Here is a 26,267-nt window from a genome sequence, read left to right on the forward strand (position 1 = left end):
GGACGGCCATCGCGGCCGACCATGAATAACCATGATTTAAGGGAATGGTGAAGGTTCGAAGAGCCGAGCGTTGCCCGATCACGCGCCGGCTGCGTGACGGCCGCGTGACATTCACGCCACCACGGCACCGTTACCAGCATGAATGTCACGCGCATCACGCCATGAGCGTGACATTCACGCTGGTAACCGATCCACACCCTCACCGATGTCACGCCAACAGCGCCCGTTCCGTGACATCGGCGAGAGCAACCGCCCGCAGCCCACGCCAACGCCACGAACATCACGACGAACATCACGCCCGCGGCGGCATGACCGACTCGCGCACCACCAGCTGGGTCGGCAGGATGATGTCCCGCTCCCCCGCCAACGGCAGCTTCACCGCCATCTCGCCCATTTCGGCGAACGGCGCGCGCACCGTGGTCAATGGCACGATCAAACCCTCCGCATACGGCATGTCGTCGAACCCGGCGACCGAATAGTCGTACGGCACGCGCTTGCCCATCTTCTTGAGCGTGAGGATCACGTCGAGCGCGACCTCATCGGTCACGCCCACGATCGCCGTGCAATCCAACCCCGCACGACAAGCCGTACGGAAATTGCCCGCCGACTCCACACGGTTGCGACTGTACGCCACGTCACGCGACGGATCGTGTGGAATACCCGCATCCGCGAGTGCGCCCAAGAACCCTTGATAGCGCGCGGTGAACACCGGCTCGCCCTCACGCACGCCCACGAACAGGAACCTGCGATGACCGAGCGAGATCATGTAGTTGGTCAGCTCGCGCATGCCGGCCTCGTTGTCATAGTCGACCACGGCGACGGACTCGGGCAAGTCAAGCCGCGGCCGCGCAAGCGCGACGAGCGACGTGTCCGGCTGTTGGTCGAACTGGTCGATGATGCCGGAGAACGTGTCGTCCGACATGGATCCTTCCATCACGACGACGATGCGCGAGCGCTGCGCGAGCAGCTGGCTGGCCATCTCGTCGCCGCTCATGCCCTTGAACCGGGTGGAGAACAGGCGGAAGTTCAGATGCTGGCGGTACGCTTCCTCGTCCACGGCGGCCATCATGTCGGCGTAGGTGCCGCCGGAGATGCCGGAGGCGACGAGTGTGACCGCGTTGGGCGGCGTGGTCAGCGCCTTGGCATGAACGTTCGGTACATAGCCGAGTTCTTTGGCCACAGCCTGCACGCGTTCGCGGGTCGCTTCGGAGATGCCCGGCTGCCCGTTGAGCGCGCGCGACACGGACGCGACGGACACGCCCGCCGCCTTCGCGATGTCGCGGATGTTGAGATTGCCGGTTTTCGCCGGACCGGACTTGGATTTGCCGTTGTCGATGGTCTGATGTTGGCTGCTTCCGCCTTGGATCTGATCGGCCACGATTCGTCTCCCATTGCCTCGCGTGGTGTGCGTAACTGGTTTCGACATGGTAATCGCCTCGTTGGTCAATCAGGTGAACGGTTTGGGGATGGGGAACGCGCGCAAGGCGCGTCTGCGGGCCGCGTCCGATCGGGACTTCGGGCGACGGCTCCCCCGCCGGGCCGTCCTATGCCGCGATCGCAGTCAGATGCGCGGGACTCGGCACGTACAGCTTGCGCGAGAGCGCCCAGCCGACGACCTCGTCGCGGAAACGGCGCGGATCCTCGAGGAAGAGGAAATGGCGGTGGCCGCCGCTCCACACGGTCACGTCGAACGTGCCGCAGGACTGTTCGAACCGCGCGCGTTCGACGCCCGGGTAGATGCCGAACGTCGGCTTGGTGCGCCGACGCGCGACCGGGACTGTCTTGTCGCAGATGCCGAACGCGCCGGGCGCGAGGTATTCGGACACGTAGTAGTCGACGAGCGCCTGCGGGTTGGTACGTCTGATGTCGTCGAGCACGCCGTTCCACACATCGTCGGGAATGCTCGGCGAGTGGGCGCCTTCGATGAAGTCGAGCACGGCCTTGGTCGGATCGTTGCCCATGCGCTCGAGGAAGCGCTCGTGGAATGCGCAGGTCGCCTCCTCGCCCATTGCGCCGTACGCGGGGTCGATGACGACTTCGCCGGCGACGAGTTCGGGATGGTTCGCGTGCACGGCGAGCGAGAGCTGTCCGCCCATCGAATGCGCGATGAGCAGCGCCTGCTTGCCAGCCGGAACCGTGTTGCGAATATAGTCGGCGAGGTCTTCGGCGGCGGACGGGATCGTCCACGGGCCGTCGTCGCGGCGTTCGCCGTGGCCGGGCAGCGTGTAGGCGTGCACGTTCCAGTCGTCGGGCCAGTCGACGCTGTCCCAGACGCGCGGAGAGCCTGCCCAGCCGTGCACGAGCACCGCGTATGTGGTGTCAGTCATGGTCCTCTCTTCTTTCGGTTGCGTGAATGATTGCGTACGTATCGTGCGAAATATGGTTGAAGCGCGGTTTGCGATGATCGCCGTCGCATGGTGCGTGCGATCGTCGCGGCCGTGGCGATGCTGTCGCTGCGATCATTGCGGCCGTCTCGCGTTCGCCGGTCAGATCGTCGGCGTCGCGACCGCGGTCATCGACGCGCGTCCGTCGCCGGGCTGATTTGCCGCATCGGACTGTCCGGACGCGCCGGCCGGACGCTGTTCGTCGGCGATCGGCAGCTCATCCTTGCCGAGCAGTCGCAGCTGCTTGTTCCAGCGCGCGGTGATGAGCGCGGAGACGACGAACAGCGGCACGCTCGCGCACATGACCGGGATCAGGCCGGGCAGCAGCGCGCACAGCACGACGGTGATCGCCTCCACGGCAAGGATCTTGATCGACGTGAGCGTCCACATGGCCGGCAGCAGCAGCGAGTTCTTGACCAGCGCCGGGATCGTCAGCTCGAAGTTCGCCTCGTTCGCGGCCAGATACGGCAGCGCGAGCGCGACGACGTAGACGAGCACGACCAGCGGCACAAGCCACGGGCCGTTCTGGTACTTGAGCACCCACAGGCTGAGCGTGAGGCTGGCGCAGACGGCGACGAACAGGAACGAGACGAACCAAAAGCGACGGAACGCGGCCTTGTACAGCTGCCATGCACGGGCGGACCAGCGGAATGCGTCGCCTTCGCGCTCGTAGGAGCGGAAGACGCCGACAATGGCGACGGTGGCCGGCACGAGGCCGAACACGCCAAGGCCCATGATTGTGAACGCGATCCACATGAGGTTCATCAGGGCGAGACGCGAGATCAGCAGCGTGATCTCGTAGACCTTCTGGGCGACTGCCTGCTTGTTCATGATGATGCTCCTTGGTGTGCTGCCTGCCGTCGGCGGTGCTTGTGATGTCCGTGCGTGTTGTCCGTATTGTCCGTGCGATACGGGGAAGGCTCCCCTTCCCCGTGAAGCGGGAACGGGGAGCCGTTCTGTGATGCGGGCGAAGTGCCGTGTTGCATTTCCGTGTGGTCCTTCCAATCCACCTCGGCTCCCCTTGTCAGGGGAGCTGTCACGCAGTGACTGAGGGGTAGTCAGAACCTCCACATTGCATCCCGTAAAGCGCTCGCCCAGTTGTTTAATCAGTCAAGATCACTCGGCGTCGAAGTATTCCTGCGCGAACTTGGTTTCGAACTTGACAAGCTTGTCGTAGCCGAGGGCCTTGGCCTTCTTGACCATGTCCTTCTCGAGGCTGTTGAACTCGGCGTTGTCCTTGGTGTAGATCATCTTCCAGGAGTACTGCTTGATGACGTCGCCGACCTGGCTGACGACCACCTGGTCCTCCTTGCTCCACTCCATCTGGGAAACGTCCTTGGCCGGGAAGGCGGTGACCGTCTTGTCCTTGACCATGGCGGCCTTCATGTTCAGGGCGCCGTCGTGGTCGGCGGACCATTCCTTGTCAAGCTCGCTGGCGTTGTCGGTCAGGTAGGTGTCCCACTGGTTGTAGACGGACACGGAGTTGTACTTCGGGTTGACGGCGTTGACGTTCACGGTCGGGCCGTTGACGCGGGCCTTGAAGGTCTCGTTGACGTGGCCGCCGCCGAGCTTCTCCGGCACGTTGGCGGACCAGTCGCCCTTGCCGAGGTCGGTGAGCTCCGGCTTGCCGTCGGCGTTCATCTTCCACAGCACGCCCTCCGGGCCGTTCTCGAAGGTGAAGGAGCCCTCGTCGCCGTACATGTAGTTGAGGAACTTGAGCGCGCCGGCCTGGTTCTTGGCGTTCTTGGCCACGCCCCAGAACCAGCCCTCGGTGCCGCCGATGGTGGACACGTTCTCGACGACGTTCATGGAGTCGTTGGAAATGCGCTCATAGCCCTTCTTCTGGGCGGTGAGGTCCTTGTTGACCGGGTTGAAGTTCAGGTTGCCCATGTAGCCGTAGATCCACATGGCGGACTGGCCCTTCTCAGCTTTCTTCAGGTAGTCGTCCCAGGTCTGCGTGGCGGAATCCGGGTCGAGCATGCCGTCCTGGTAGATGGAGTTGGCCCACTTGAGGCCCTGCAGGTAGAGGCTGTCGTCCTCGAGCAGGTCCTGGACCTTCTTGTTGATCGGGTCCATGTTGATGAACGTGTAGCCGTTGATGCCGTCGTTGTTGGTCCAGCCGTTCGCGTAGGCGATGGAGCGGATCTGCTCGGCGGAGGTGCCGTCCCAACCGCCGAAGAGGCTCAGCGCGTAGAAGTTGTCGCCCTTCTCGGTCTTGGGGTGGGCCTTGACCATGGCCTCGGCCACGTCCTTGTAGGACCAGTAGTCCTTGATCTCCGGGGAGCCGAGTTCCTTGTAGTAGTCGTAGCGCATGGCCGGCACGTTGACCGGGTCGCCCTTGGACAGCTCGGCCTTCTCGGCCACGCCGGACGGGATGGCGTACACCTTGCCGGAGTCGAGCTTCTCCATGCGCTTCACGCCGTCCTTGAAGCGGAACACGTTGGGCAGCTTATCCTTGACGGTGTTCAGGTCGAGCACTTGGCCGGCGTCGATGGCCTGCTTCAAGGCGTCTCGGCTGCCGAACAGGACGAGGTCGCCGAGGTTGCCGGTGGTCAGCTTGGTCTGGAAACGGTCGGTGCCGCCAACGGAGGACGGGGTGACCTTGACGGTGAGTCCGGTCGCGTCCTTGATGCCCTTGCCGACGTAGCCGTCGAGGGTGCCTTCGTAGGTGGCGCCCTGCGAGAAGATCGAGATCTCGTTCGGGTTGCCGGCCGCGGTGGATCCGCCGCAGGCCGCCAGCGGGACGACCATGGCCGCGGCCGCAGCAGCGGCGCTCATGCGGGCGATGTACTTCTTGTTCATGGGTTTCTCCTTCTTTGGGGGTGTCAGGCGCGGGACCTGCCGTGGTCTCGCGACGTGTGATGTTGTTCGGGGTTGCGGTAGCCGGCCGTGTCCCCCCGGGGAACCAGTTGCTCGGCAATGAGCGATTGAGTAACTAGTTACGATTTTGGGTGCGCAGGATTGCTACGGATTGTTTGGTTATGGGGGTATCAACTTCGCCGGCCGGGCGTAAAGCCGGCGAAGTCAAGACTCATATCAGCCTTTGACGGCGCCGATCGTGATGCCCTTGACAAAGTACTTCTGCATGAACGGGTAGACGATGAAGATCGGCAGGACGGTGACCATCGTGACGGTCAGCTTGATCGACTGCGTGGTCACGCCGGTCGCGGCCATGTCGGCGCCACCGCCGTTCTGCGCCATGATGTTCGCCATGGCCTGCGCCTGCGACAGGTAGCGGTACAGCACGTACTGCAGGGTCTGCAGCTTGTCGTTGGTGATGTACAGGACGGTGTCCATGAAGCTGTTCCACTGGCCAACGGCGGAGAAGATCGCCAGCGTGGCCAGGATCGGGCCCATCAGCGGCAGTGCGATCTTGAAGAACACGGTCCACGTGCCGGCGCCGTCGATCTCAGCGGCCTCCTGCAGCGACTGCGGGATGGACGATTCGACGTACGTCTTGACAAGCACGATGTTGAACGCGGAGACCGCACCCGGAATCACGTACACGAGGAAGTTGTCCAGGAGGCCAAGGTAGTTGAACAGGATGTAGCCCGGGATCAGGCCGGCGTTCACGTACATCGTGGCCACGAAGAAGCGGTAGATGAACTGGCGGTGGGCCATCTTCGTCTGCGTCATCATGAAGCCGAGGAACGCGGAGACCGCCACGCACAGCACAGTGCCGATCACGGTGCGCAGCACGGACACGACGGTCGCATTCGCGATGCCGGGCAGCTCGAAAATCGTCTTATAGTTGTCGAAGTGGATGCCCTGCGGCCAGAACAGGACCTTGCCGTCGGCACTGAGCTTGTTGTTCGAGATGGTGTTAATGAAGATATACCAGAACGGGTAGAAGCAGATGAACGCCATGAACACCATGAAGATGGTGTTGCACACGTTGAACACCTTCTCGCCGGTCGACAGCTGGTCCATCGGGTTGCGCGAATCCTTCTTGGCCTTCACGGCCTTGGCCGGCTTGGCGGCCCTGGCGGGCTTGACGGCCGAAATCGCCTGTGCGGACATGATCAATGCTCCTTTGCTTATCGAATGAGGCTATGCGGCCGGACTAGAAGATCGAGTTGCCGCGGACCTTCTTGGAGATGCCGTTCACGGAGAACAGCAGCGCCAGGGAGACGACGGTCTTGAGGATGGAGATCACGGTGGCGAACGAGAAGTTGCCCTGCGAAATACCGATGTTGTACGTGTACAGGTCAAGCACTTCCAAGGAATCCTTGTTCATCGCGTTGGAGAACACGAAGTACTGGTCCATGCCCGTGTTGATGATGTTCGCCACGCTCATCAGCAGCAGCACGAAGAACGTCGGCAACAGGCCCGGCACGGTGATGTGGATCGCGCGCTGGAAGCGGTTCGCGCCGTCGATCGACGCGGCTTCGTACAGCTCCTGGTCGATGCCGTTGATCGCGGCCAGATACATGATCGCGGACCAGCCGATGGACTTCCAGATGCCCAAGGCGGTCATCTTGAGCCACATGTGGTCGGAGCTCAGCAGGAAGTTGATCGGCTGCTTGATGACGCCCCAGTCGACGAGCAGGTTGTTGACCACGCCGTTGTCGACGGACAGGAACGCAAACACGAGCGCGTACACCAGCACCCAGCTGACAAAGTTCGGCGCGGTGGTCAGGGTCTGCACCACGCGGCGCAGCTTGCTGGAGCGCAGCTCATACAGCAGGATCGCGAAGATCAGCGGCAGGACGCTGCAGGCAAGTCCCAGGAAGCTCATGCCGAGCGTGTTCACCAGCACACGGCCGATGGTGTGCATCTGCTCGGGCGAGGAGACGATCGACTGGAACCACTTGAGTCCCACGAACGGCATCTCCCACGGGGCCACGCCCGGCTGGTAGTCCACGAACGCGAAATACCAACCCAGCAGCGGCAGATAGTTGAAGACCAGCACGAACGCCGCGAACGGCAGCACCATGTACAGCAGGCGCCAGCTATGCGACAAAAGCCTTGGGGTCTTTTTGACCTGTTCCATCAATCCTCCTCACCGAGAACCCCGATCCGCGCGGACATCGCGCCAACCGGCCGGAATGCGGGAACGTCACAGACCTCGTGTCCATTTCCGCTCTGTTGTTCTGTTGGTTATCACCATATCACGTAACCAGTTACGCAACAAATCATCTCTTGCGCGACACGCCGGTAAGCGCTTACCGCGTTTGCGTCACCATCGTTGAAAAAACTGGCAAATCAGCATCATTCCGACATTTTCAAAAACTTTAATTGTGTCATTTCACCGTGTGTCGCACGCGCAGCAACATCATCGACACCAACCGATTCCCCGCCATCACCTCGCCAAAACGTAACCTATTACGCAACAATCCACGTAACATCACGCACAATTTCCCCCCGTCGTATCACAACTCGCTTCGTCCAAACGGACTTCTCGATGCACGCTCGACACGCATCTCATCGAATGATGGGCGCCAACCATCCTCAAGCCATGCGGCGGACCATCCATTCGACCATCCACTCGGACCGGATGTTCGAATGCCTGCATCATCCTTCCAGTGTCATGGCATTGTGGGCATAGACGGGTACGTCGCCACGGGATCGTGGGCATGAACGGTACGCAAACAGGCCCATTCCCGCCCATTCATATACCGTTCATACCCACGTTTTCGCACATAGTCAGTTCATGCCCACGACCGTGGACAAAAAGGACCGGGTTATACCCACGATTGGAATTCCTCCATCACCACGGCAAGCACAAAACACGGTATTGTCCCGGTTATACCCACAACCCATGCCCCACAGCCGGCATAGCGACAACATCGCGTGCCCCCGTTTCTCGCAGGCGCTTCCATCATCAGACGGACGCATTACGCCGCTCACCGAAGCAGATTTTAGCATAATTATGCTAAAATCCACCGTGGAGGTGATTCCAATGACCGATCAGATGATCCGCCCGGTATCGGACCTGCGCAATAATTTCGCGGACGTCTCCCGCATCGTACATGAGACCGGACAACCCGTGTTCCTTACCAAAAACGGATTCGGAGACATGGTGGTGCTCAGCATGGAGGCATACGAGCAGCTGCAGTTCGACAGTCAGGTATATAACATGCTGGTCGAAGGCGAACGCGAAGCCGAAACCACCGGCAAACGATTCAGCCCGAAAGAGGCACTGGCTTCCATGCGCGCCGCGATTGACGGAGCCGCGCGTGTATAAGGTGGAGATTCTGCCGAAAGCCGTTTCGGACATGAACGAGGCCGTCTCTTATATCGTGCGCGAATTAGAAAGCCCGCAAGCGGCGGAAACCCTCGCCGTCAATCTGAACGCGGCGATCGAGGAACTCGCCGAATATCCGTATGCGCGTCCCGCATACATTCCGATACGGCCGCTGCGGCACGAGTATCGGCGCGTGATCGTAGGCAATCACGCCGTGTTCTACTGGGTCGACGAGGCGACGTCCACAGTCACCGTCGCCCGAGTCATCTACGCCAGACGCGATCTGATTCGGCACCTGCGATAGCCGAACGTATGGCAATGGGCTCTCCACCGTGCAGAGGAGAGCCCATTGCCATGTCACAGCGCCGTATCGCGCAATCATATCGTGACTTTAATCACGCCGCTCAGTCCATTCGCTTGCCGTCGACGGTGACGTCGGGATCGGCGACCATGGCGCAGCCGTCGAGCAGGACGGCGGGGCGTTCGTCGGGGCGGATCGAACGCAGGCGGATGCGGTTGAGCTCAAGGCCGTGCACGTTGCGCAGGTCCATGAACGCGGTGCGAGACCAGTCCGGCCAGTAGTTTTCGCTGGACTTGACGTCCGGCTCGGCGAGCTTGTCGACAAGCCGCGGATACTCGTCCAGCGGCGGGATGTCGGCGAGCTTCACGCCCCCGATAAACGTGTAGCGCACGTTGTCGAGCGTCACGTCTTCGATCGGGTGCCCGTCGGCCGCATCGAAGCGGATGCCGGCGAAGCGCGGCTCGCCCATCACGTCGTCGGTGAAGCGGCGGTGCACGTGCTCCATTTCCCCGTCGTCGGTCGCGATCAGGTTGCTGATCGAGATGCGCGCCATTGTGCCGATTTCGGGCATGCGGTCGAGTTCGACGGACGTGCCGTAGTCGTCGAGTTCGAAGCGGTTGTTGAGTACGGCGAAGATCGGACGGGTCACGTCGCGCATGACGATGTTGCTGATGGAAATGTCGCTGATCGAGCCGCCTTCGGTGCATTCGAGCTTGATGCCCTCGCGCCAGACGCGGTTGAGCGTGCAGTTCGAGATGCTCACGTTGTAGATGTCGCCGATGGATTTCAGGCCGATGCGGATGCCCGCGCACACGCCGGAGAATTCGCAGTTGGTGACGTGCACGTCGTGCACCGGATAGTCCTTGCTGCTGGACTGCAGGCAGAAGTTGTCGTCGGTGCCGCGCACGTAGCAGTCGGAGATGAAGACGTGCGCGCTGCCGTCGAAGTCGAGGCCGTCGCCGTTGTAGCGCTTGTCGTTCTTGATGTCGAGGCCGTGGATCCACAGGTATTCGCTGTCAAGGAACGCGGTCGTCCACGCGGCGGCCTCGTACAGGCGCAGGTTTTCGACGTGCACGTTGCGGCAGCGCAGCATGCGGATCATCATCGGGCGATAGATCGAGCCCTCGTTCGGGAACGCGGACGCGTTGCCGTCGATCATGCCGCGGCCGACGAGCGCGAAGTCGTGCTGGTCCTCGGCGTAGATGAAGCAACGGTCGAGCGCCTTTTCGTTGCGATAGCGGTTGTGGTGCACGTCGGCCGCGTAGTCGTTGATGTCGGGGCTCGCGAGCAGGGTCGCCGACTCGCTGACTTCCAGCGTGACGTTCGACTTGAGCTTGATCGTGCCGGCGAGGAACGTGCCGCCGGCGAGCACGACGCGGCCGCCGCCGTTCGCCGTGGCCTCGTCGATCGCGGTTTGGATGGCCGGGCCGTCGTTGGTCGTGCCGTCAGCGACGGCGCCGTAATCGCGCACGTCGTAGGTGAGTTTGGTGTTGATCGTCATTGTTCAGTCCTTTGCGAATATGAATGCTTGTCGTCTGTCATGCAGGAGGATCGCCAGCGTATTTGTTTCCGTCGATTCCGCTTATCCCGCATCATTTCGGTAAACGCTTTCCATTATATACGCCGACACGACCATATGCGAACCGTCGCAAAAAACTCGGCGCAGCCTCGGACCATACCGACGAACGAAGGATAAAAGTTTCAATATTCCAGATACTTCGCCTAATCAAAGGCACCACCGACCAAGACAACGCACATCGCCCCGCCCTGGTCGGCGCCAGACAGAACCATATGATCACGATACACCAAAAATGGAAAGCGCTTGCAAATGGGGTGCTTTGACGTTACGTTATGACATCGGTTACACCGCAACGGCGGCATAGCGCCGCCGCGCCACGACGGCAAAGACGGCCCAACACCGCCAACGCATCCGGCAAAGGAGCAGCATGAGCATGAGTATTTCTGCCGAAGGCCCTGCGGTCTTCGCGCCCAAGGACACCGGCAGATTCCCCTGGCGCGCGTCCATTGGACAGTTTTTCGGCACCATCGGCTGGTATGCGCCGTTCTTCGGCATAAGCGCGATCCTGCTTCCCGCCAAGATCGAGATGATCGACCCGGCACAGAAGGTGAGTTTGGTCGCCAGCGCCACGACGGTCACCATGATCATCGCGATCTTCGCGGGCGTCATCTTCGGCGCCCTGTCCGACATGACCCGCTCCCGCCGCCATATCGTCAACACCTGACCGCGATCTCGGCAGGCACCTTGTGCCGCGAGCGAGATCAACGAAGTCCAACAGGCCCGCCGTCCGCCACCCGACGCGTAGAATGGTCGAATATGCACGACGACATCACCGGCATGGCAGCCGGCCCAACGGAGCACGCGACAACCACCGCCGCCGACATCAACCGACTGGCGGCGTTCTGCGGACCGCGCGACATCACGCGACTGAATCGACCCAGCCTGATCAAGGCGACCGGACTTGAACGTGCCGACGTCATGGTCCTGTTCGGCGGCAGCATCATCGCCGGCGGCGACGTGCTGGCCGAAGGCATTCGCAACAACGTCGCGCGACGGACCATGATCGTCGGCGGAGCCGGCCACACCACGCAGACGCTGCGCGACATGATGCACGAACGCTTCCCCGACATCGTCACCGACGGCCGCTGCGAGGCGGACATCTTCGCCGACTATCTGCGCACACGGCACGGACTGGAACCGGACTATCTCGAACGCGAGTCGACGAACTGCGGCAACAACATCACCAACATGCTCGACCTGCTGCGCGCGCACGGCGAACCGTGCCGCAGTGTCATCCTCATCCAGGACGCCACGATGCAGCGGCGCATGGCCGCCGGACTGCGCAAGCACGCGCCCGACACGCGCATCGTCAACTACGCGGCATACCGCACGACCGTCATTCCCCATGCCGCCGCGCTGCGATATCTCGATCCGCCCGTCGGCATGTGGAACATGGACCGGTACGTCACGCTGCTCATGGGCGAGATTCCGCGGCTGCGCGACGACGCGAACGGATACGGCCCGGCCGGGCGCGGCTACATCGCGCACGAGGACATCCCCGACGACGTCGAACGGGCGTACGGACAGCTGAGTCGCGTTTTTGGGCTGTCCACGCGCGAGGCCAATCCGGCGTTCGCCTCGCGCTGACCCCGAGCGCGCCGGCCGTACCCGCACTCACTCCTCGGAACGATGCGGTCGCATCCGCCACCCCCGTCATTTCATCCCCGCGCATGAACACGACTGCGCGGACAGTCAACTACAGTGAGTGGCAGAGAGACGACGCATCGTGCACGTCGCGGCATCACACGCGCGGTGACATCGCGTGCCGCTCGCGAAAGACGAGAGAGACGAGGGAACATCATGGGATACATCGCTTATTTCAGCCGTCCGTTCATGCTGGCGGTCGCGCTGTGGCCGTTCGTGTCGGCCGTGCTCACGGTGCCGGTGCTGGCGCTGCTGTACCACCGCTACAATCGCATCCGGTTTTCGCAGGCGCTCGTCGCGTACGGCACGGTGCTGTACGCGATCGGCCTGCTGTGCTTCACGCTCTACCCGATGCCCGAGGACCCGGTCGCCTACTGCGCGGCGCATCATCTGACTCCGCAGCTCAACCCGCTGCAGTTCATCGGCGACATCCGCACCGACGGCCTGTCCGCGATCATGCAGCTCGCACTGAACGTCGTGTTCTTCCTGCCGCTCGGCTTCATCATGGGCCGCGTCTTCCGCTGGCCGCTTGCCGCGGCGCTGCCAGTCGGCTTCGCAACGAGCCTGATGATCGAAACGCTGCAGCTGACCGGATTCCTTGGCTTCTACCCGTGCTCGTACCGGCTGTTCGACGTGGACGATCTCATCACGAACACGCTGGGCGCGCTGCTTGGTTTTGCCGGCGCTCGGCTGTTCGACCGGCTCGTGCCGCCGCGCGCGCACGATCTGACGACGGTGACGCAGCCGGGATTCCTGCGCCGCTGCATCGCGTACATCATCGATCTGACGGTGATCACGGCCGTGGCGATGCCGACGACCATGCTCGTCACGGTGCTGTACGACATGTTCGCACTGCGCGACATCGCGACATGGCAGTCGATCCCGGTCATCGGCCACGTGTTCGGCAACGACGTCACGTTCTCCGATATGGTGACGCTGATCACGCTGCTCGTCTTCGAGCTGCTGGTGCCGTGGCTGCGCGGCGGGCGCACGCTCGGCGGCGGGTTCACGCACATGACCTGCGAGACGCGACCACGGTCCGGTTGGCGGCGCGTGCTGTTCTACACGGCACGCACGGCCGTGTTCGTGATCGTCGTGTTCGCGCGGCTGATCCCGCGTTCTGGCCTGCTCGTGTTCGTACTGCTCGTCTTCTACTGGGCCAAGAAGCAGATGCCCTACGACCTGCTGCCGGCCGATGACGAAACAGCGCTGGCTCCTCCCACACCTGCCGTCGCAACCATGTGACATCACCACGTCAGGGCAAAACGTGACAATTCATCTATAAAAACTAAGAAAAACGTGATAAAGAAGCTGATAGAATTGAGAAAAATGTGACAAACTAAGGATTTGCAATGCTGGAACGCAAAGTATGGCATGTACTCGAAGCATGGAAGCGCGGTCAAAGGCACAAGGCGCTGATGCTGACCGGCGCACGACAGATCGGCAAAACCACCTTGGTCCGCGAGTTCGCCAAACAACACTACGCTCGATTTGCGGAACTCAACTTCCTCACCGACGAGCATGCAGCCGATATCTTCTCGGGACCATTGAACGCCGCAACAATCATCACCAATCTGACCGCCTATCTGCGTACGCCGTTGGAGCCCGGCAGCACGCTGATCCTGCTCGATGAAATACAGGAATGTCCCCGCGCACGCACCGCCATCAAATTCCTTGTCGAAGACGGACGCTTCGACTACATCGAAACCGGATCGCTACTCGGCGTACGCGTCCGCGATGTACCGTCCTATCCCGTCGGCTTTGAAGAGCAATGCCGGATGTATCCGATGGACTTCGAGGAATTCTGCCGTGCAAACGGCGTACAGGACAGCACGTTTGACATGCTGCGGGAGCATTTCACTGCGCGACGTCCGGTCAGCGACTCCGTACATCGCACCATGCTCCAGCTTTTTCAGGTGTACATGATCGTAGGAGGCATGCCCGAAGTCGTGCAGCGCTACGTGGACACGCACGATGTCGCCCAAGTCGTCGCATTGCAGAACGACATCCTCGACCTGTATCGTCTGGACATCGCCAAATATGCGGAACGGTCGGACCGTACGAAAATTCGTGCGATATTCGACGCGATTCCGTCGCAGTTGGACGACCACAATCGCCGGTTCATCCTGACCAGCATCAATGCGAACGCACGGCAGAACAGGTACGCCAATAGTTTCATGTGGTTGGCCGATGCCGGCGTGGCGTTGCCGTGCTACAACGTGCAGTCGCCGGCCACTCCGCTTACCGCCAACGAGAAAAGAAGCCTGTTTAAACTCTTCATGGGAGACACCGGGCTGTTGTGCGCGGAGACGATGGACAACGCGCAATTCGCGCTGCTGCAAGGCAACCTCGAAACGAACATGGGCAGCATCACCGAAAACGTCATATCCCAGGAACTGACCGCGCAAGGATTCACACCCCACTATTTCGACTCGAAGCAGTACGGCGAAGTCGATTTCCTCGTGCAGTCGGGCACACGGGTCATCCCCGTGGAGGTCAAATCAGGCAACGACTGGACCAAACACAAGGCGCTCGACAACGTGCTTCACGTACAGGAATGGGGACTCAACGAAGCGTATGTCCTGTGCAAGGGCAACATCGTCCAAGACGGCTCGATTATCTATCTGCCGTTATACATGACCATGTTCCTGCAACCGGAGCGACTGCCCGATTCCATGCCGTTCACTGTGGATTTGAGCGCTTTGGAATAACAAGCGATGATGGGCGTGACCGGCTTGGGTTCCGGTCACGCCCATCATCGTCACATAGGTCACCTAGTCAGAACAATGCGATCCTGCTCACAGCTGGGATTCGGCGGGCAGGGCCTCGATGGCCTTGCGGGCAGCGACGAGGGCCTCCTCGAGCGGCTCGACCTGCGGGTACCAGCGGCGCTCCCATTCAAGCGACAGCGGGCCGGTGTAGCCACCGTCCTTGAGCAGCTTGCAGCATTCGGCCAGCGGCACGCGGCCGGTGCCCTGCAATACCGGGGTCTGGTCGCCCGGGAACGCGCAGTCCTTGATCTGCACGACGCCGCGGCCGTTCACCAGATACGGCTTCAGGTACTCGAACGTAGTGGCCGGCGCCTCGCCGACGCGCCACGGGTGGGCGAGATCCCAGATGGAACCGGCCTGGTTGCCCGGCGCGATCTTATCGAGATAGTAGTGGATGATCGCGTTGCGCTCGCCGTTGGTGTGGCTGTCGTGCGTTTCGATGAGCGGCTGCACGCCGAGCTTGTCGGCGGTCGGCAGGGCGCGGGCGATGATCTCGGCGCCGCGCTTGGACACGCCAGCGAGGTTCATGCCCTTGGGCAGCACCATGCCGGGCAGACGGTCCGGATCCCAGCTCGGCTCGAGCGGCGCGGTCGGGAAGACGCGCACGTACTTGGCGCCCAGCACGGACGCCATGTGCAGGCAGTGTTCGAGGCTTTCGACCAGTTCGTCGTCCTCGCGGTCGGTGTTGCATACCTGCACGCGCGAGTCGACACCGAAGATCGAGACGCCGGCCTTGTCGGCGAGTTCGTCGCGCATGGCCTTGAGCTCGTCGTCGGTGGAAGCCATCGTGAACTTCATCTCGTCGCCGACGGCGACCTCGATCTGCTTGACGCCGGTGTTCCTGAACGTGCGGGCGAGTTCGTCCATCGTGTCGTACGGTGCGCCGAGGGTCGACGCGGCCAGTTCCCATGTCATGATTGTTTCCTTTCGATTGTGTCGTTGCTCGGCTTCTCTTGCTCAACGAGCTGTCAAGTGCAGCGGACAAGTGGGCGTCACAAGCTCTGAAATGTTGTGGCTTCTACGCTCCCCCAGTCAGCTTCGCTGACAGCCCCCTCAGCCGAGGGAGCCGAGAAAAACTACTGTTCCTGATAGTCGAAGTACTTGAAGTCGGCGTGCGACTGCTTGGCGTCCATATCCTGCGCGCAGATGCCGACCATGCCGCCGGTGAACGCGCAGCCCTTGATGGTGCGTTCCACGTAGTCGTCACTGATGTGGTCGGCGGGCTGGTCGCCGCCGAGCGGCTTCCAACCCGGTTCGGCGGAGCCGGACGCATCCGCCACGCCGTCACCCTGCGCGTAATAGAAGTTCGCCACGGCGTGACGCACCTCGACCTTGACGCGCACCGGACCGTCATCCAGCGCCACCGCGTCGGAGCCGTACGTCAGCTCCTCGTGATCGCAGCGCAGCACCTGCAGGATGCGCCGGTCCGTACCTTCCGAATCAAACGACACGTACGCATAGATCCAGTTCTGCGTGTCGTAGTAGAGGATCAGTCCGGCCACCTGCTGGTAGTTCGCGGGGTCGAAGTCGATCACCGTGTCCGCATCGAAATCGTACGCCTCCCAGCGCCGCGCGAACAGCACCTGATGATGCTGCGAGCGCAGCGACTGGTCGCCGTACAGGCGCAGCCAGCCCGGGCGCGCGGTGAGCGAATAGTCCTTCTCGGCCGAAAGCGCGCAGCGCAGCGTCTTAAAGCTCGGCGGAATGGCTGGGTCGGTCACGGACGTGAGCGGCGCGCACGCCTGCGCGGCCGCGTCCGGCGCGAAGTCGATGCGTTCGGAACGGTCGGTCTTCTGCACGACGCCCTGCGACACGGCCGGCGCGGGCACGAGCAGGTCCGGGCTGATCGTGTCGTTGATGAGCCGCGGCCAGCCGTCTTCGGTCCAGTAGATCTTCTGGATGGCGGTTTCGCGGCCGAGCGTGCAGTTGCCGCGTTCGGTCAAGGGACGCCCGCAGATCTGCGTGACGTACCATTCGTCGCCGATTTGCAGGAAGCAGCAGTGTCCGGACTTCTGCAGCGGGTTGGTCGGCTCGTCGCGCGTGGTCATCAATGGCGTGTACGGCGAATCCTCGAACGGTCCTTCGAGCGAACGGGCGCGGGCCACGGTGGCGGCGTGCATGTAGCCTGTGCCGCCGGCCGCGCACAGCAGGTAGTACCAGCCGTTGCGCTTGAGGATTTGCGGACCTTCGCATACGCCGAGCTTGGTGCCCTTGTAGAAGTGCTTGCGTTCGCCGATGAGCTTCATGGTCGTCGGGTCGAATTCCTGGATGACGGTGCCGGCGAACATCTGATGGCCCGGACGGTAGTCGTAGAGCATGTTGAGGAACCATTTGCGACCGTCGTCGTGGAAGATGGCCGGGTCGAAGCCGGAGGCGGTCAGGAAGTGCGGTTCGCTCCACGGTCCGGTGATGCTCGGCGCGGTGATGACGTAGTTGAGCGTGTCCTTGAACGGTGCGTACGTTTTCACGTCGGTGTAGACGAGCCAGAACTTGCCGTCCGCGTAGCTCAGGTGCGGCGCCCACAGGGAGCCGGAATCGTAGTTGCCGCGCAGGTCGACCTGCGATTCGCGGTTGACGGGCGAGGCGACCCACTCCCAGTTGACGAGGTCGCGCGAATGGTAGATATCGATGCCCGGCCACCATTCGAATGTGGATGTTGCGATGTAGTAGTCGTCGCCGACGCGCAGCGCGCTCGAGTCGGGGTGGAAGCCCGGCAGGATCGGGTTGGTGATCATCGTAGTCATTGGTGTCAGCTCCTTTGGTGTGACGTGGGGTGCTTTTCATTTCGAGCGGAGCGAAGCGGGGTCGAGAAATCTTTCCAGAGGGTTGCTCTCCGAAAGATTTCTCCGCTCGCTGACGCTCGGTCGAAATGACACATCAGTCGGATTCGTAGATGAAGGTGAGCCAGTTGGCGGGGGTGGTGTCGATGTTGCGGCCGTCCAGCTTGGTGCCGAGTCGCAGCCGCAGCGTGCGATGCGCGGGGTCGTGCGGGTCGTCACCGTCGCCTTCAGAGACGATCTCGACGAGTCGTCCGTCCCATGCGAGGTACATCGGCCCGATGCCCCAGCTGCGCAGCGCGAACCGTGCGGCCCGTGGCATGTCATCATCCGCCGGCGGCGAGGTCATGTGCAGTTCGCGTCCGCCGTCCGGCAGCTCGTCGCCGACGGTCAGCGCACGACCGTCGGCCGCATCGATCAGCGACACCGCGCCGGCGCCGTGATCGACGACGCGTAGCACGGCCGCATCGAGTCTCTTGGCCGTCACGGCGAGCGTGCCGTCCGGCTGCACGGCGAAGTACGACGGCATCGTTTCGGTCGTCAGTCCGCTCGGCACCACGCCGCCGATCAGCGCGTTGGACGGCACCGCGCCGGCGCCGCGGATCGCGTCCCACGTCCGCTGGTACCACGGTTCGATCATTGTGCGCAGGCGGACGCGCGGCGTTGTATCAGTCGTCTCGGCCGGCCCGTTGTAGCAGGTGAGCGTGGAGAAGTTGAGATTGTCGAAGTGGACGAGTCCCTCCGGCCGCATCACACGGGCCGCGCGCTCCGTCCACACGGTCGAAACGCCGGGCACGCCGCGGTAGTGCGCGAGCGCGGTCTCGTAGATCGGCCGCAGCTGGCCGCGGTAGACGCCCTGCTCCTCCATGTGGTCCCAGTAGGAGATGTCGTCGAAGTAGCCGAAGATACCGGCGAGCGGCACGGCGCGAAGCTCGCCGTCGCCGGAGTACAGGTTGTACTGCGCGCACCATTCGACGGCTTTGGCGAGCCGGTTGCCGTACAGGCTCCACAGGTCGACGCCCTGATGTTCGGCGATCGCGCACGTGTCGATCATCGCACCGATGCCGAGCTGGCCGTGCGCCTGGTCGCGCGCGGATTCGACGCTCTGCCCCCAGTCGGTCAGATAGTTGACGATCGAGCCGTTGCAGTAGGGGCTCACGTACATGGCCGCGCCGCGCGCGAAGATGCGCGGGTCGTCGGTGGCGACGCCGATGGCGAGCAGCGTGGTCATGGGGGCCACGTCCCAGTTGCCGTTGGCGTTCATGGGCGCGCCGCCGTCGCGCACGACCGGGTAGACGACGTTGCGCAGCATGGTCTGGTATGCCGCGAAGATGTCGTCGGTCATGCTCGGGTGGCCGCCGTCGAAGTAGCGGACGATTTCGGCCGCGTTGATGAGTTTGATCGTGGCGAGCGACGCGCCGAGGATGCGGTCGCGTCCGTCGATCACGTGCAGCGTGCGCGCCCAGCCGTCGACGATGCGCGTGACGGTTTCCGCGTACTTGCCGTCGCCGGTGACCGCCCAGCGCAGCGCGTTGAAGTAGGCGGCCGCGCACGACATCTCCCAGTCGCCGATGTGCCCGGAGCCGGTCGGGTTGCCGCGGCCGACGCCTTCGCGGAAGGTCGGCTGGTAGCGTTCGCAGGCCATGTCGTTCGGCACGGTGGTCGTGAGCCGCAGCCAGTCGGCGTACCACGGCTGCTCGTGCCGGCGCACGTGGTCGCGCATGGCCTCAAGCTGCGCGGCGGACAGGTTCACGCCGGGATGCGCGAACGTTCGCGGCACGGCGATCGTCGTCCCGTCGCCGGCGTTGATCTCGGAAACAGACTCACTGTCATCTCGAACAGCCACGAGCTCCTCACTGTCATCTCGAACAGCAGCGAGCTCCTCACTGTCATCTCGACCGAGCGAAGCGAGTGGAGAGATCTTATCCCCCGTATTGTCGTGAGCGGAAGAGATTTCTCCGCTCCGCTGCGCTCCGGTCGAAATGACAGGGAAAGAACATGACGGGCAGTCGTCGGCGTCCTCAAGATACAGCCGCTGCACGGCGACGTTGCCGTAGTCGACATACGCGCCGGACAGCGTGACGCGCATGGGGAACGCAGCGCAGTCCGGCTCGTCGCGCAGGTCGTCGGCGTGGCTGCCGATGATGACGGAGCCGTCCGGCTGCGGCATGAGCGTGAACCGTTCGTTCCAGTACGCGTCCGGCGCGGTCACGGTGACGACGAACGTGAGCCCGCGCTTGACGTAGTATGGCGGCTGCTTGTCGAAGTCCGCGGCGACGATCGCGCCCGTGCGCGCGAGCGGCTTGCCCGACTCGGCGTAGTAGTTCTGGATCGTCAGATACTTGCCGTTTGTGACGCTCCGGATCGCAACCCACGTCGCCTGCGCGCCGTCGAGCGCAAGGGTCGGGTCGTGCGGTCGGGGCAGGTACGCGGAGCAGTAAAGCGCGAACCGTTCGGCGAGCGCGCGGTCGGCGGTGACGGTCAGCGTGCCGTCGGCGTTGAGCGCGACCCAGTCGCCCTCCCCGGTGCGGATGCGCACGATGCGCTCGACGGCCCGCTCCCGTGTCGGATAGTCGTTCTCGGCTGTGCGATCGGCCATGTCAGATCCTTTCCTTGGCGTCCGGCCACCGCGGGCGGCGGCGGGGCGTTGCGATGCGTCCCCTTGCGGGGAACGGTCGCGCGATTAGCGTTCGAGCAGTACGGCGACGCCGTCGAAGTCGGCGAGGCCGGAGACGGTGAGCATGTCGTCGTCCAACGTGACGGTGACGCCGTCGCGGTGGAACGTGCGGGCGATGCGCGCGGTGGCCGGTTCGTCCGTCGCCGTTGCGATGCGGGTCGCGTTCGTGCCGGACGCGCCCGCCTCGACGTCGCCGGACGGGCCGTCGACCGGCACGGTGATCGTCGCCGGCGCGTCGTGGAACGTGTGCAGCACGACGAGCGTGCGACCGTCGGCCGTGGTGCCGGTTTCGCCGTCGCGCACGATGCCCTGCCAGCCGGTCGGTCGGTTGTAGCTGCCGAGTCGCGGCCCGTACCAGTGCGTCTCGCCATGGTCGATGACGGGTGCGGCCTCGTGGTAAAACGCGACGCCGTCGCGGATGATCTCGTTCTTGCGCCCGGCGAACGCGGTCGCGTCGCCGCTGAAGCACAAGCGGCCGAGCAGGCCGGAGTTGATCTGGTAGTAGAGCTTGTCGTCCGGCTCCTCGTCGCGCACGACGGCCCAGATCTGCGACTGGCGCGGCAGGATCATGCGGTGCATGTTCGCGGCGACGACGGGGATGTAGTCGCATTCGTGCGCGTCGGAGAAGCTGGCCATCGCGCCGATCGTCATGAAACTCTGGACGAGACGGTGGCCGCCGGACGCGCAGATTTCGATCATCAGGTCGGGCAGTTCCTCACGGATGCGGCGGAAGAACGTCTGCGACGCTTGGATCTGGTCGTAGAGTCCCTCCCCCAGCGACGCAGCAGCGTTATCCGGCGTTTCGCATCCGATGCCGATGGTGTCGTTGTAGTCGACCTTCATGTAGTCGAAGCCGTTGTCCTTGAGGAAGTCAATGACCTTGTGTGCAAGGTACCCCTGCACATCGGGGTTGCGCATGTCCCACCAGCGGCGGTTGCCGGAGGTGATCGGCAGGCCGTCGCGCGTGAGCAGCCATTCGGTCTTGTTGAAGCAGTCGGGTTCTTCGCGGCCGGCGATTTCGAATTCGAACCAGATGCCGGCCTTGAGACCGGCCTCGTGGATTTTGTCGACGACCGGCTTCATGCCGTTGGGGAACGCCTTCTTGCTGACCTCCCACTTGCCGAACCGGCTGGCCGACTCGAACGCCTGATCGTCGAACCAGCCGGCGTCGATCACGAAGTACTCCACGCCGAGCGCCTTGACCGCGTCGAGCTGTTCGGTCACGCTCCGCTCGCTCGGGCAGCCCCACGTCGAGCAGAATTCGTTGAAGATCACCGGCAGGTGATTCTCGCATGCGGGCACGCGCAGATCCTTGCGCACGTTGCCGGCCACGGCCTGCGCGGCCTCATCCACGCCGCCCGCAACGGCCGCGACAACCGAGTACGGCGCGTCGAACCGTTCGCCGGGGCGCACGACGTGCGTCCACTGTCCGAATTCGCGATCGGCGATGCCGCCGGACAGGCTGAGACCCTCGTCGCGACGGTACGCTTCGATCTGCCAGCTGGAAGCGTGCGTAGTCGCCGCCGTCCACGTCACGTTGGCGCGACGGTCGGTCACGGCGACGAACGGCGCCCATTCGCGCACAGGGAAGCTGCCGATCGAGCCGAAGCGCACGGAGTTCGCGCTGTACTTCTGCCAGCTCGGTTCGAGTTCGAGGTCTTCGAGCGGCTGGGAGAGCACGCGTCCCTCGGCGCTCCAAGTGCTGCGCAGGCGGTGCAGGGTCAGGTTTTCCGGGTCGAGTCCGGTCTGGTACGGCGAGATGGAGCCGAGCGTGAAGCTGGAGAGCATTTCGAACGTGACGGCACGCGCGGAGTCGTTGACGACGGACGTACGGATTTCCGCGGCGCGGCTCGCCGGCGTCATCGTGAGCACGTGCTCGTAGTACCAGCCGCGATCGTCGTCGACGATCGTCGTGACGCGCACGGTGCCGTCCGGCATGGAGTCGACGTGCGGCTCGCCGTACGTCATGTGCTGCGTGACGGTCGTCGCGTTCCGCATCGTGCGTCCTTGGCTGAAGCCGAACGGATAGTCGTCGCCGACGATCTTGGCCTGCACGAGCGGCTCGGCCGCGCAGTCGTCGCGCACGATCGCGTCCGCACGATCGGTCGGCGTCAGCACGAGCTCGACGACGCCACTGTCCGCGTCGCGGCGGTAGACGGCGGTCAGATCACCGCAGCTTACGCTGTTCAGTACGGTTCGCATGATGTCCTTTCCGCTCCCGTCGTCGGGGGCTCCCGGTCGCGGCCGCGGGCGTTCCGTGCCTGCCGGCTGTGTTCCACTGCGATACAGCTTACCGCGCGACACGCCGGATTGGAAAGCGCTTACCGATAACTTTTCCGCGCAACTCGCGCAACAACATACAACAGAAAGCCGCTATACTGGTAAGCGTTTCATGCTGTTTTCCAGATGTGCGAAGAAGGACGGCAACTACGATGGCTGAGAACGACAAGAATCCCTCCCCCGCGACGCTGATGGACGTCGCCAATCAGGCCGGCGTGTCCATCGCGACCGCGTCCCGCGTGCTCAACGGCAGCGCGCGCAAGGTGCGCAACGAATCGTACGTGAAAGTCATGGAGGCCGCCACCAAGCTCAACTATCGGCCAAACGCCTACGCGCAGGCCGTCGCCAAGGGCACCGCGCCGAACATCGTGCTGCTCGTCTCCGACATCTCCGATCCGTACTTCGCGGCCGTCTCGCAAGGCGTTGTCAAGGCCGCCGGCGAGCAGGGCGTGTCCGTGACCATCGGCGTCGCGCCGGACGCCAAATCCGAGCTCGAGGCCGTGCGCAAGGCGACAGCAACCCGGCCGCGCGGCATCATCATCTCCGAGAGCGAACGCATCGACTCGCCCGAACGCGCCCAGCTCGAAGCCGAACTCAAGCGCTACGAGGCGGCCGGAGGACGGGCCGTGTTCATTCTCAACCGCAACCTGCCGTTCCCCGCGGTCGATGTGGCGAACGAAGTCGGCGCGCGCGCCATCGCCAAGCTCATCGTCGACTCGGGCTACCGACGCCCCGCCATTTTGAAGGGCGACGACAACTACCGCTCGTCCAAGGAGCGCCTCGCCGGCGTGATGGCCGTGTTTGACAAGGCCGGCATCACGGTCGACCCGAAGGCCGTGGCGAACGGCCGGTTCAGCCGCACCGAAGGCTACGCGGCGATCATGCAGCTGGCACGGCTCGGCCGACTCACAGCGGCAGGCGGCGCGAACGCAGCCTATGACGGCACCGGCGTGGACTGCGTGGTCGCGCTCAACGACGTGATGGCAATCGGCGCGATGAGCGCGCTGCGCGCCAACGGCATCGAACCAGGCGCGGACATGGGCGTCACCGGCTTCGGCGACATCCCCTATTCGGCCGACGTGCACCCGTCGCTGACCACTGTGCACCTGCCGCTGACCGAAATGGGCCAGGCCGCCGTCGACCGCGTGCTGTCCCCTGCCGAGGGCGATTCCTCGTCCGACGACAACAACCGCCTCATCTTCGTGCAGAGTGCGCCCGACATCGTCCTGCGTGAATCCCTCCCCCGCCGATAGGATGCCGACTCCGACGGTCACGCGATGGCAAAATGACCGGATTTGCCATCGCGTTTTTCGCGCGGCATCTTGATTTCACGATTTCTCCATGCTTTTCGCGCTTTTCACGGTCACGGGATGGCTCCTGATGCGATAACTGCCATTGCGTGACCTCGCAGCCAGTCACGCAATGGAAATAACGGGGATTATGCCATCGCGTGACCAGGCATCACCCGGTGCTGATTCGACGCGCGGCATAACACGCGCCTGCAGCCATGTCGCACGCACTTGCAGCACGCACTTGCCGGTCATGCGTCATAAAACCGGTCATGCATCATAAAAAAAAAAATGAGGGGGCTGCCCGCTATTGGCGAACGGGCAGCCCCCTCATGCAGGAGGAAGGAGTTCAGGGGTAAGTATTGTTTGGGCCGATGAGCCAATCACCCGCGCATTAGTGCCGGGCAATCCGCAGGATCAGCCGTATCAGTGGCCGGTCATTGACAGTCGGCCACCGGGATCCGCCTGTGGAATCAGGCGTTGGCCTTGGCGGCGATGATCGGCTCGACGATGGCGCGCGCGTCCTTGCAGGCCTGCGCGACGGCATCCCAGTCGTGCGCCTTCTGCGCGGCGGACGGCACCGGGAACGAGCCGCCGATGGCGAACACGTTCTTGAGCGCGATGTAGTCGGCCGCGTTCTTCAGGCTCACGCCGCCGGTCGGCAGGAACTTCATCTCGGCGAACGGTCCGTTGAGCGCCTTGAGGGTCTTCACGCCGCCGTAGGCCTCGGCCGGGAAGAACTTCACGTAGCGCAGGCCCTTCTGATACGCCTTGTCCACGTCGGACGGGACGGCGGTGCCGGGCAGGATGAGGATGTCGTTCTCGAGCGCGTAGTCGACGATCGCCTCGGTGAACGCCGGGGTGACCAGGCCCTTGCAGCCGGCCTCGATCGACGCCTTGGCCTGCTCGACCGTGTGCACGGTGCCGGCCACGAGCGTGACACCCGGAACCTCGTCGCGGATGCGCTTCATGCCTTCGATCGCGTACGGGGAACGGAAGGTGACCTCGGCAACCGGCACGCCGCCGCGCTCGAGGGCCTGTGCCAGCGGCACGGCCTCCTCGACGGAGTGCAGGGTGACCAGCGGGACGACGCCCAGCTGCTCGAGGTAGTGAAGCTCCTGATCGTTCTTGTCGCTCATAATCATGGTTCCTTTCTGAAAGTCTTCAATCGGTTTTCCGCAGCGATCTCGCGGGTCACTCGGCGCGCTTGTGCGACGCGGTGAACTCGGCCAGTTCGGCCGGCGTCGGCAGGCCTTCGTTGTCGGACACGAACTGCGTCTGGATCGCGCCGAGCGCGCAGCCGCGTTCGCACGCTTCAGCCACGTTCTTGCCCTCCAGCAACGCGGAGAGCACGCCGGCGGCAAATCCGTCGCCAGCGCCGACCGTATCGACCACGTGGTCGACGACGAATCCAGGCACGCGCGCCGCATTGCCGTTGCAGTCGGCCGCATACGCACCGCGCGGGCCGTCCTTGACGACCACGGCCTTCGCGCCGTTGTCGAGGAACGCCTTGGCGATGTCCTCGACTTTCTCCACGCCGAACAGTTCGCGGCCCTCGCCGATGCCGGGCAGCACGAGGTCGGACTGGGCGGCCAGGCGGCGCAGCGTGTCGCGCATCACGTCGGCGCTCTTCCACAGCGCCGGGCGCAGGTTCGGATCGAAGCTGACGAACATGCCGTGGCGGCGGGCCAGCTTGACGAGCTCGTGGCTGGCTTCCAGCGTGGCCTCGGACAACGGCGGCAGGATGCCGGTTAGGTGCAGCACGGTCACGTCGGCGAGCTTGCCGCTCGATTCGAGCGATTTGATGTCGTCGGCGCTGATCGTGGACGCGGCGGAATCCTTGCGGAAATAGTAGGTTTTCGGATCGCCGTGCGATTCCTTCGACTTGAACATGAAGCCGGTGTGATGGTCGGTGTCGTACGAGACCAGCGATTCGTCAAGCTGGTTGTCGTCCATGAAGTACTTGATGCGCTCGCCGAGCACGTCGTCGCCCAACTTGGTCAGGTAAAGCGGCTCGACGCCGAGACGCTTGAGACCGATCGCCACGTTCAGTTCGGCGCCGGCCACGGACGCCTGGAACACGCCCACGCGGCTGCACGGACCCTCCGTGCCGGCGGTGAACAGGCCCATCGCCTCGCCGGAAAGCAGCACCTTGCCCGGGCGAATGCCGGGAACCTTGAAATCGTCATTGGTCATACTCGTGAACCTATCCCATTTGCACGCGGGCGGACAGTTTTTTGCCGTTTGTTGCATCGGATTGCGGAAACCGCTTAACGTCGGTGCACGACGCAAACCGCGCCGCCGCCCGTCCGACCGCGATACGGCGGCATGTCGATACGAAGTCGATATGAATGAAGATAACGACGTGGCGACTCCCC

At 63.3% G+C, this 26,267-nt stretch carries 20 protein-coding genes; 7 read left to right on the forward strand and 13 right to left on the reverse strand.

Annotation, left to right across the window (positions count from 1 at the left end):
* Positions 1–292: 292 nt before the first annotated feature.
* The 6 genes from BBIA_RS00625 to BBIA_RS00650 all read right to left on the reverse strand — a co-directional run bounded on the left by BBIA_RS00625 (position 293) and on the right by BBIA_RS00650 (position 7,377).
* Positions 293–1,426 (reverse strand): LacI family DNA-binding transcriptional regulator, encoded by a 1,134-nt coding sequence (locus BBIA_RS00625; RefSeq protein ID WP_081891755.1) that lies wholly within the window; start codon positions 1,424–1,426, stop codon positions 293–295.
* Between the two features lie 118 nt (positions 1,427–1,544).
* Positions 1,545–2,327: an alpha/beta fold hydrolase gene (locus BBIA_RS00630; protein ID WP_033492442.1), complete on the reverse strand. Its 783-nt coding sequence runs from the start codon at positions 2,325–2,327 to the stop codon at positions 1,545–1,547.
* A gap of 159 nt (positions 2,328–2,486) precedes the next feature.
* The gene (locus BBIA_RS00635) at positions 2,487–3,215 is read right to left on the reverse strand and encodes a YesL family protein (RefSeq protein WP_033492441.1); all 729 of its coding nucleotides are present in this window, start codon (positions 3,213–3,215) and stop codon (positions 2,487–2,489) included.
* A gap of 285 nt (positions 3,216–3,500) precedes the next feature.
* Positions 3,501–5,186 (reverse strand): extracellular solute-binding protein, encoded by a 1,686-nt coding sequence (locus tag BBIA_RS00640; protein WP_033492438.1) that lies wholly within the window; start codon positions 5,184–5,186, stop codon positions 3,501–3,503.
* A 234-nt stretch (positions 5,187–5,420) separates the two neighbouring features.
* On the reverse strand, positions 5,421–6,404 hold the full coding sequence (locus BBIA_RS00645) for a carbohydrate ABC transporter permease (protein WP_236023804.1): 984 nt from the start codon (positions 6,402–6,404) through the stop codon (positions 5,421–5,423).
* A gap of 43 nt (positions 6,405–6,447) precedes the next feature.
* A complete protein-coding gene (locus tag BBIA_RS00650; RefSeq protein ID WP_033492436.1) occupies positions 6,448–7,377 on the reverse strand; it encodes an ABC transporter permease in 930 nt (309 codons plus the stop codon).
* Positions 7,378–8,286: 909 nt separating this feature from the next.
* Between BBIA_RS00650 and BBIA_RS00655 the strand changes: the two genes are divergently transcribed.
* Positions 8,287–8,571: a type II toxin-antitoxin system Phd/YefM family antitoxin gene (locus BBIA_RS00655; RefSeq protein WP_033492434.1), complete on the forward strand. Its 285-nt coding sequence runs from the start codon at positions 8,287–8,289 to the stop codon at positions 8,569–8,571.
* Complete coding sequence (locus tag BBIA_RS00660) at positions 8,564–8,875, forward strand: type II toxin-antitoxin system RelE/ParE family toxin (RefSeq protein ID WP_033492432.1); 312 nt, start codon at positions 8,564–8,566, stop codon at positions 8,873–8,875. The genes BBIA_RS00655 and BBIA_RS00660 overlap by 8 nt, the downstream gene beginning before the upstream one ends.
* 100 nt (positions 8,876–8,975) lie before the next feature.
* Here the strand turns inward: BBIA_RS00660 and BBIA_RS00665 are convergent, their stop codons facing one another.
* Entirely contained in the window at positions 8,976–10,373 is a 1,398-nt protein-coding gene (locus BBIA_RS00665; RefSeq protein ID WP_033492430.1) for a glycoside hydrolase family 28 protein, read from the reverse strand.
* A 445-nt stretch (positions 10,374–10,818) separates the two neighbouring features.
* On the opposite strand from BBIA_RS00665, the gene BBIA_RS00670 reads away from it, so the two are divergent.
* From BBIA_RS00670 to BBIA_RS00685, 4 genes are all read left to right on the forward strand, one after another.
* The gene (locus BBIA_RS00670) at positions 10,819–11,115 is read left to right on the forward strand and encodes a hypothetical protein (protein ID WP_033492428.1); all 297 of its coding nucleotides are present in this window, start codon (positions 10,819–10,821) and stop codon (positions 11,113–11,115) included.
* A 92-nt stretch (positions 11,116–11,207) separates the two neighbouring features.
* Positions 11,208–12,038, forward strand: coding sequence for a YdcF family protein (locus BBIA_RS00675; RefSeq protein ID WP_081891757.1), 831 nt, complete (start codon positions 11,208–11,210; stop codon positions 12,036–12,038).
* A gap of 213 nt (positions 12,039–12,251) precedes the next feature.
* Positions 12,252–13,340, forward strand: coding sequence for a VanZ family protein (locus BBIA_RS00680; RefSeq protein ID WP_033492426.1), 1,089 nt, complete (start codon positions 12,252–12,254; stop codon positions 13,338–13,340).
* A gap of 107 nt (positions 13,341–13,447) precedes the next feature.
* Positions 13,448–14,806: an ATP-binding protein gene (locus BBIA_RS00685; protein ID WP_033492424.1), complete on the forward strand. Its 1,359-nt coding sequence runs from the start codon at positions 13,448–13,450 to the stop codon at positions 14,804–14,806.
* 87 nt (positions 14,807–14,893) lie between these two features.
* Here BBIA_RS00685 and BBIA_RS00690 read toward each other — a convergent pair whose 3' ends face one another.
* The 4 genes from BBIA_RS00690 to BBIA_RS00705 form a co-directional block, all read right to left on the reverse strand.
* Entirely contained in the window at positions 14,894–15,781 is an 888-nt protein-coding gene (locus BBIA_RS00690; protein ID WP_051923599.1) for a sugar phosphate isomerase/epimerase family protein, read from the reverse strand.
* Between the two features lie 161 nt (positions 15,782–15,942).
* The gene (locus BBIA_RS00695) at positions 15,943–17,610 is read right to left on the reverse strand and encodes a glycoside hydrolase family 43 protein (RefSeq protein ID WP_033492422.1); all 1,668 of its coding nucleotides are present in this window, start codon (positions 17,608–17,610) and stop codon (positions 15,943–15,945) included.
* Positions 17,611–17,743: 133 nt separating this feature from the next.
* Positions 17,744–20,242, reverse strand: coding sequence for an alginate lyase family protein (locus BBIA_RS00700; protein WP_033492420.1), 2,499 nt, complete (start codon positions 20,240–20,242; stop codon positions 17,744–17,746).
* An 84-nt stretch (positions 20,243–20,326) separates the two neighbouring features.
* Positions 20,327–22,522, reverse strand: a complete 2,196-nt coding sequence (locus BBIA_RS00705) for a glycoside hydrolase family 36 protein (RefSeq protein WP_033492419.1) — start codon at positions 22,520–22,522, stop codon at positions 20,327–20,329.
* A 269-nt stretch (positions 22,523–22,791) separates the two neighbouring features.
* Here BBIA_RS00705 and BBIA_RS00710 point away from each other — a divergent pair, with 269 nt between their 5' ends.
* The gene (locus BBIA_RS00710; RefSeq protein WP_033492562.1) at positions 22,792–23,853 is read left to right on the forward strand and encodes a substrate-binding domain-containing protein; all 1,062 of its coding nucleotides are present in this window, start codon (positions 22,792–22,794) and stop codon (positions 23,851–23,853) included.
* Between the two features lie 509 nt (positions 23,854–24,362).
* Here BBIA_RS00710 and eda read toward each other — a convergent pair.
* Together eda and BBIA_RS00720 are read right to left on the reverse strand one after the other, a co-directional pair.
* Positions 24,363–25,028: a bifunctional 4-hydroxy-2-oxoglutarate aldolase/2-dehydro-3-deoxy-phosphogluconate aldolase gene (gene eda / locus BBIA_RS00715; RefSeq protein WP_033492417.1), complete on the reverse strand. Its 666-nt coding sequence runs from the start codon at positions 25,026–25,028 to the stop codon at positions 24,363–24,365.
* Between the two features lie 55 nt (positions 25,029–25,083).
* Positions 25,084–26,085, reverse strand: coding sequence for a sugar kinase (locus BBIA_RS00720; RefSeq protein WP_051923600.1), 1,002 nt, complete (start codon positions 26,083–26,085; stop codon positions 25,084–25,086).
* Positions 26,086–26,267: the final 182 nt, after the last annotated feature.

It is taken from the genome of Bifidobacterium biavatii DSM 23969 (assembly GCF_000741165.1).
GTDB classification, from domain to species: domain Bacteria; phylum Actinomycetota; class Actinomycetes; order Actinomycetales; family Bifidobacteriaceae; genus Bifidobacterium; species Bifidobacterium biavatii.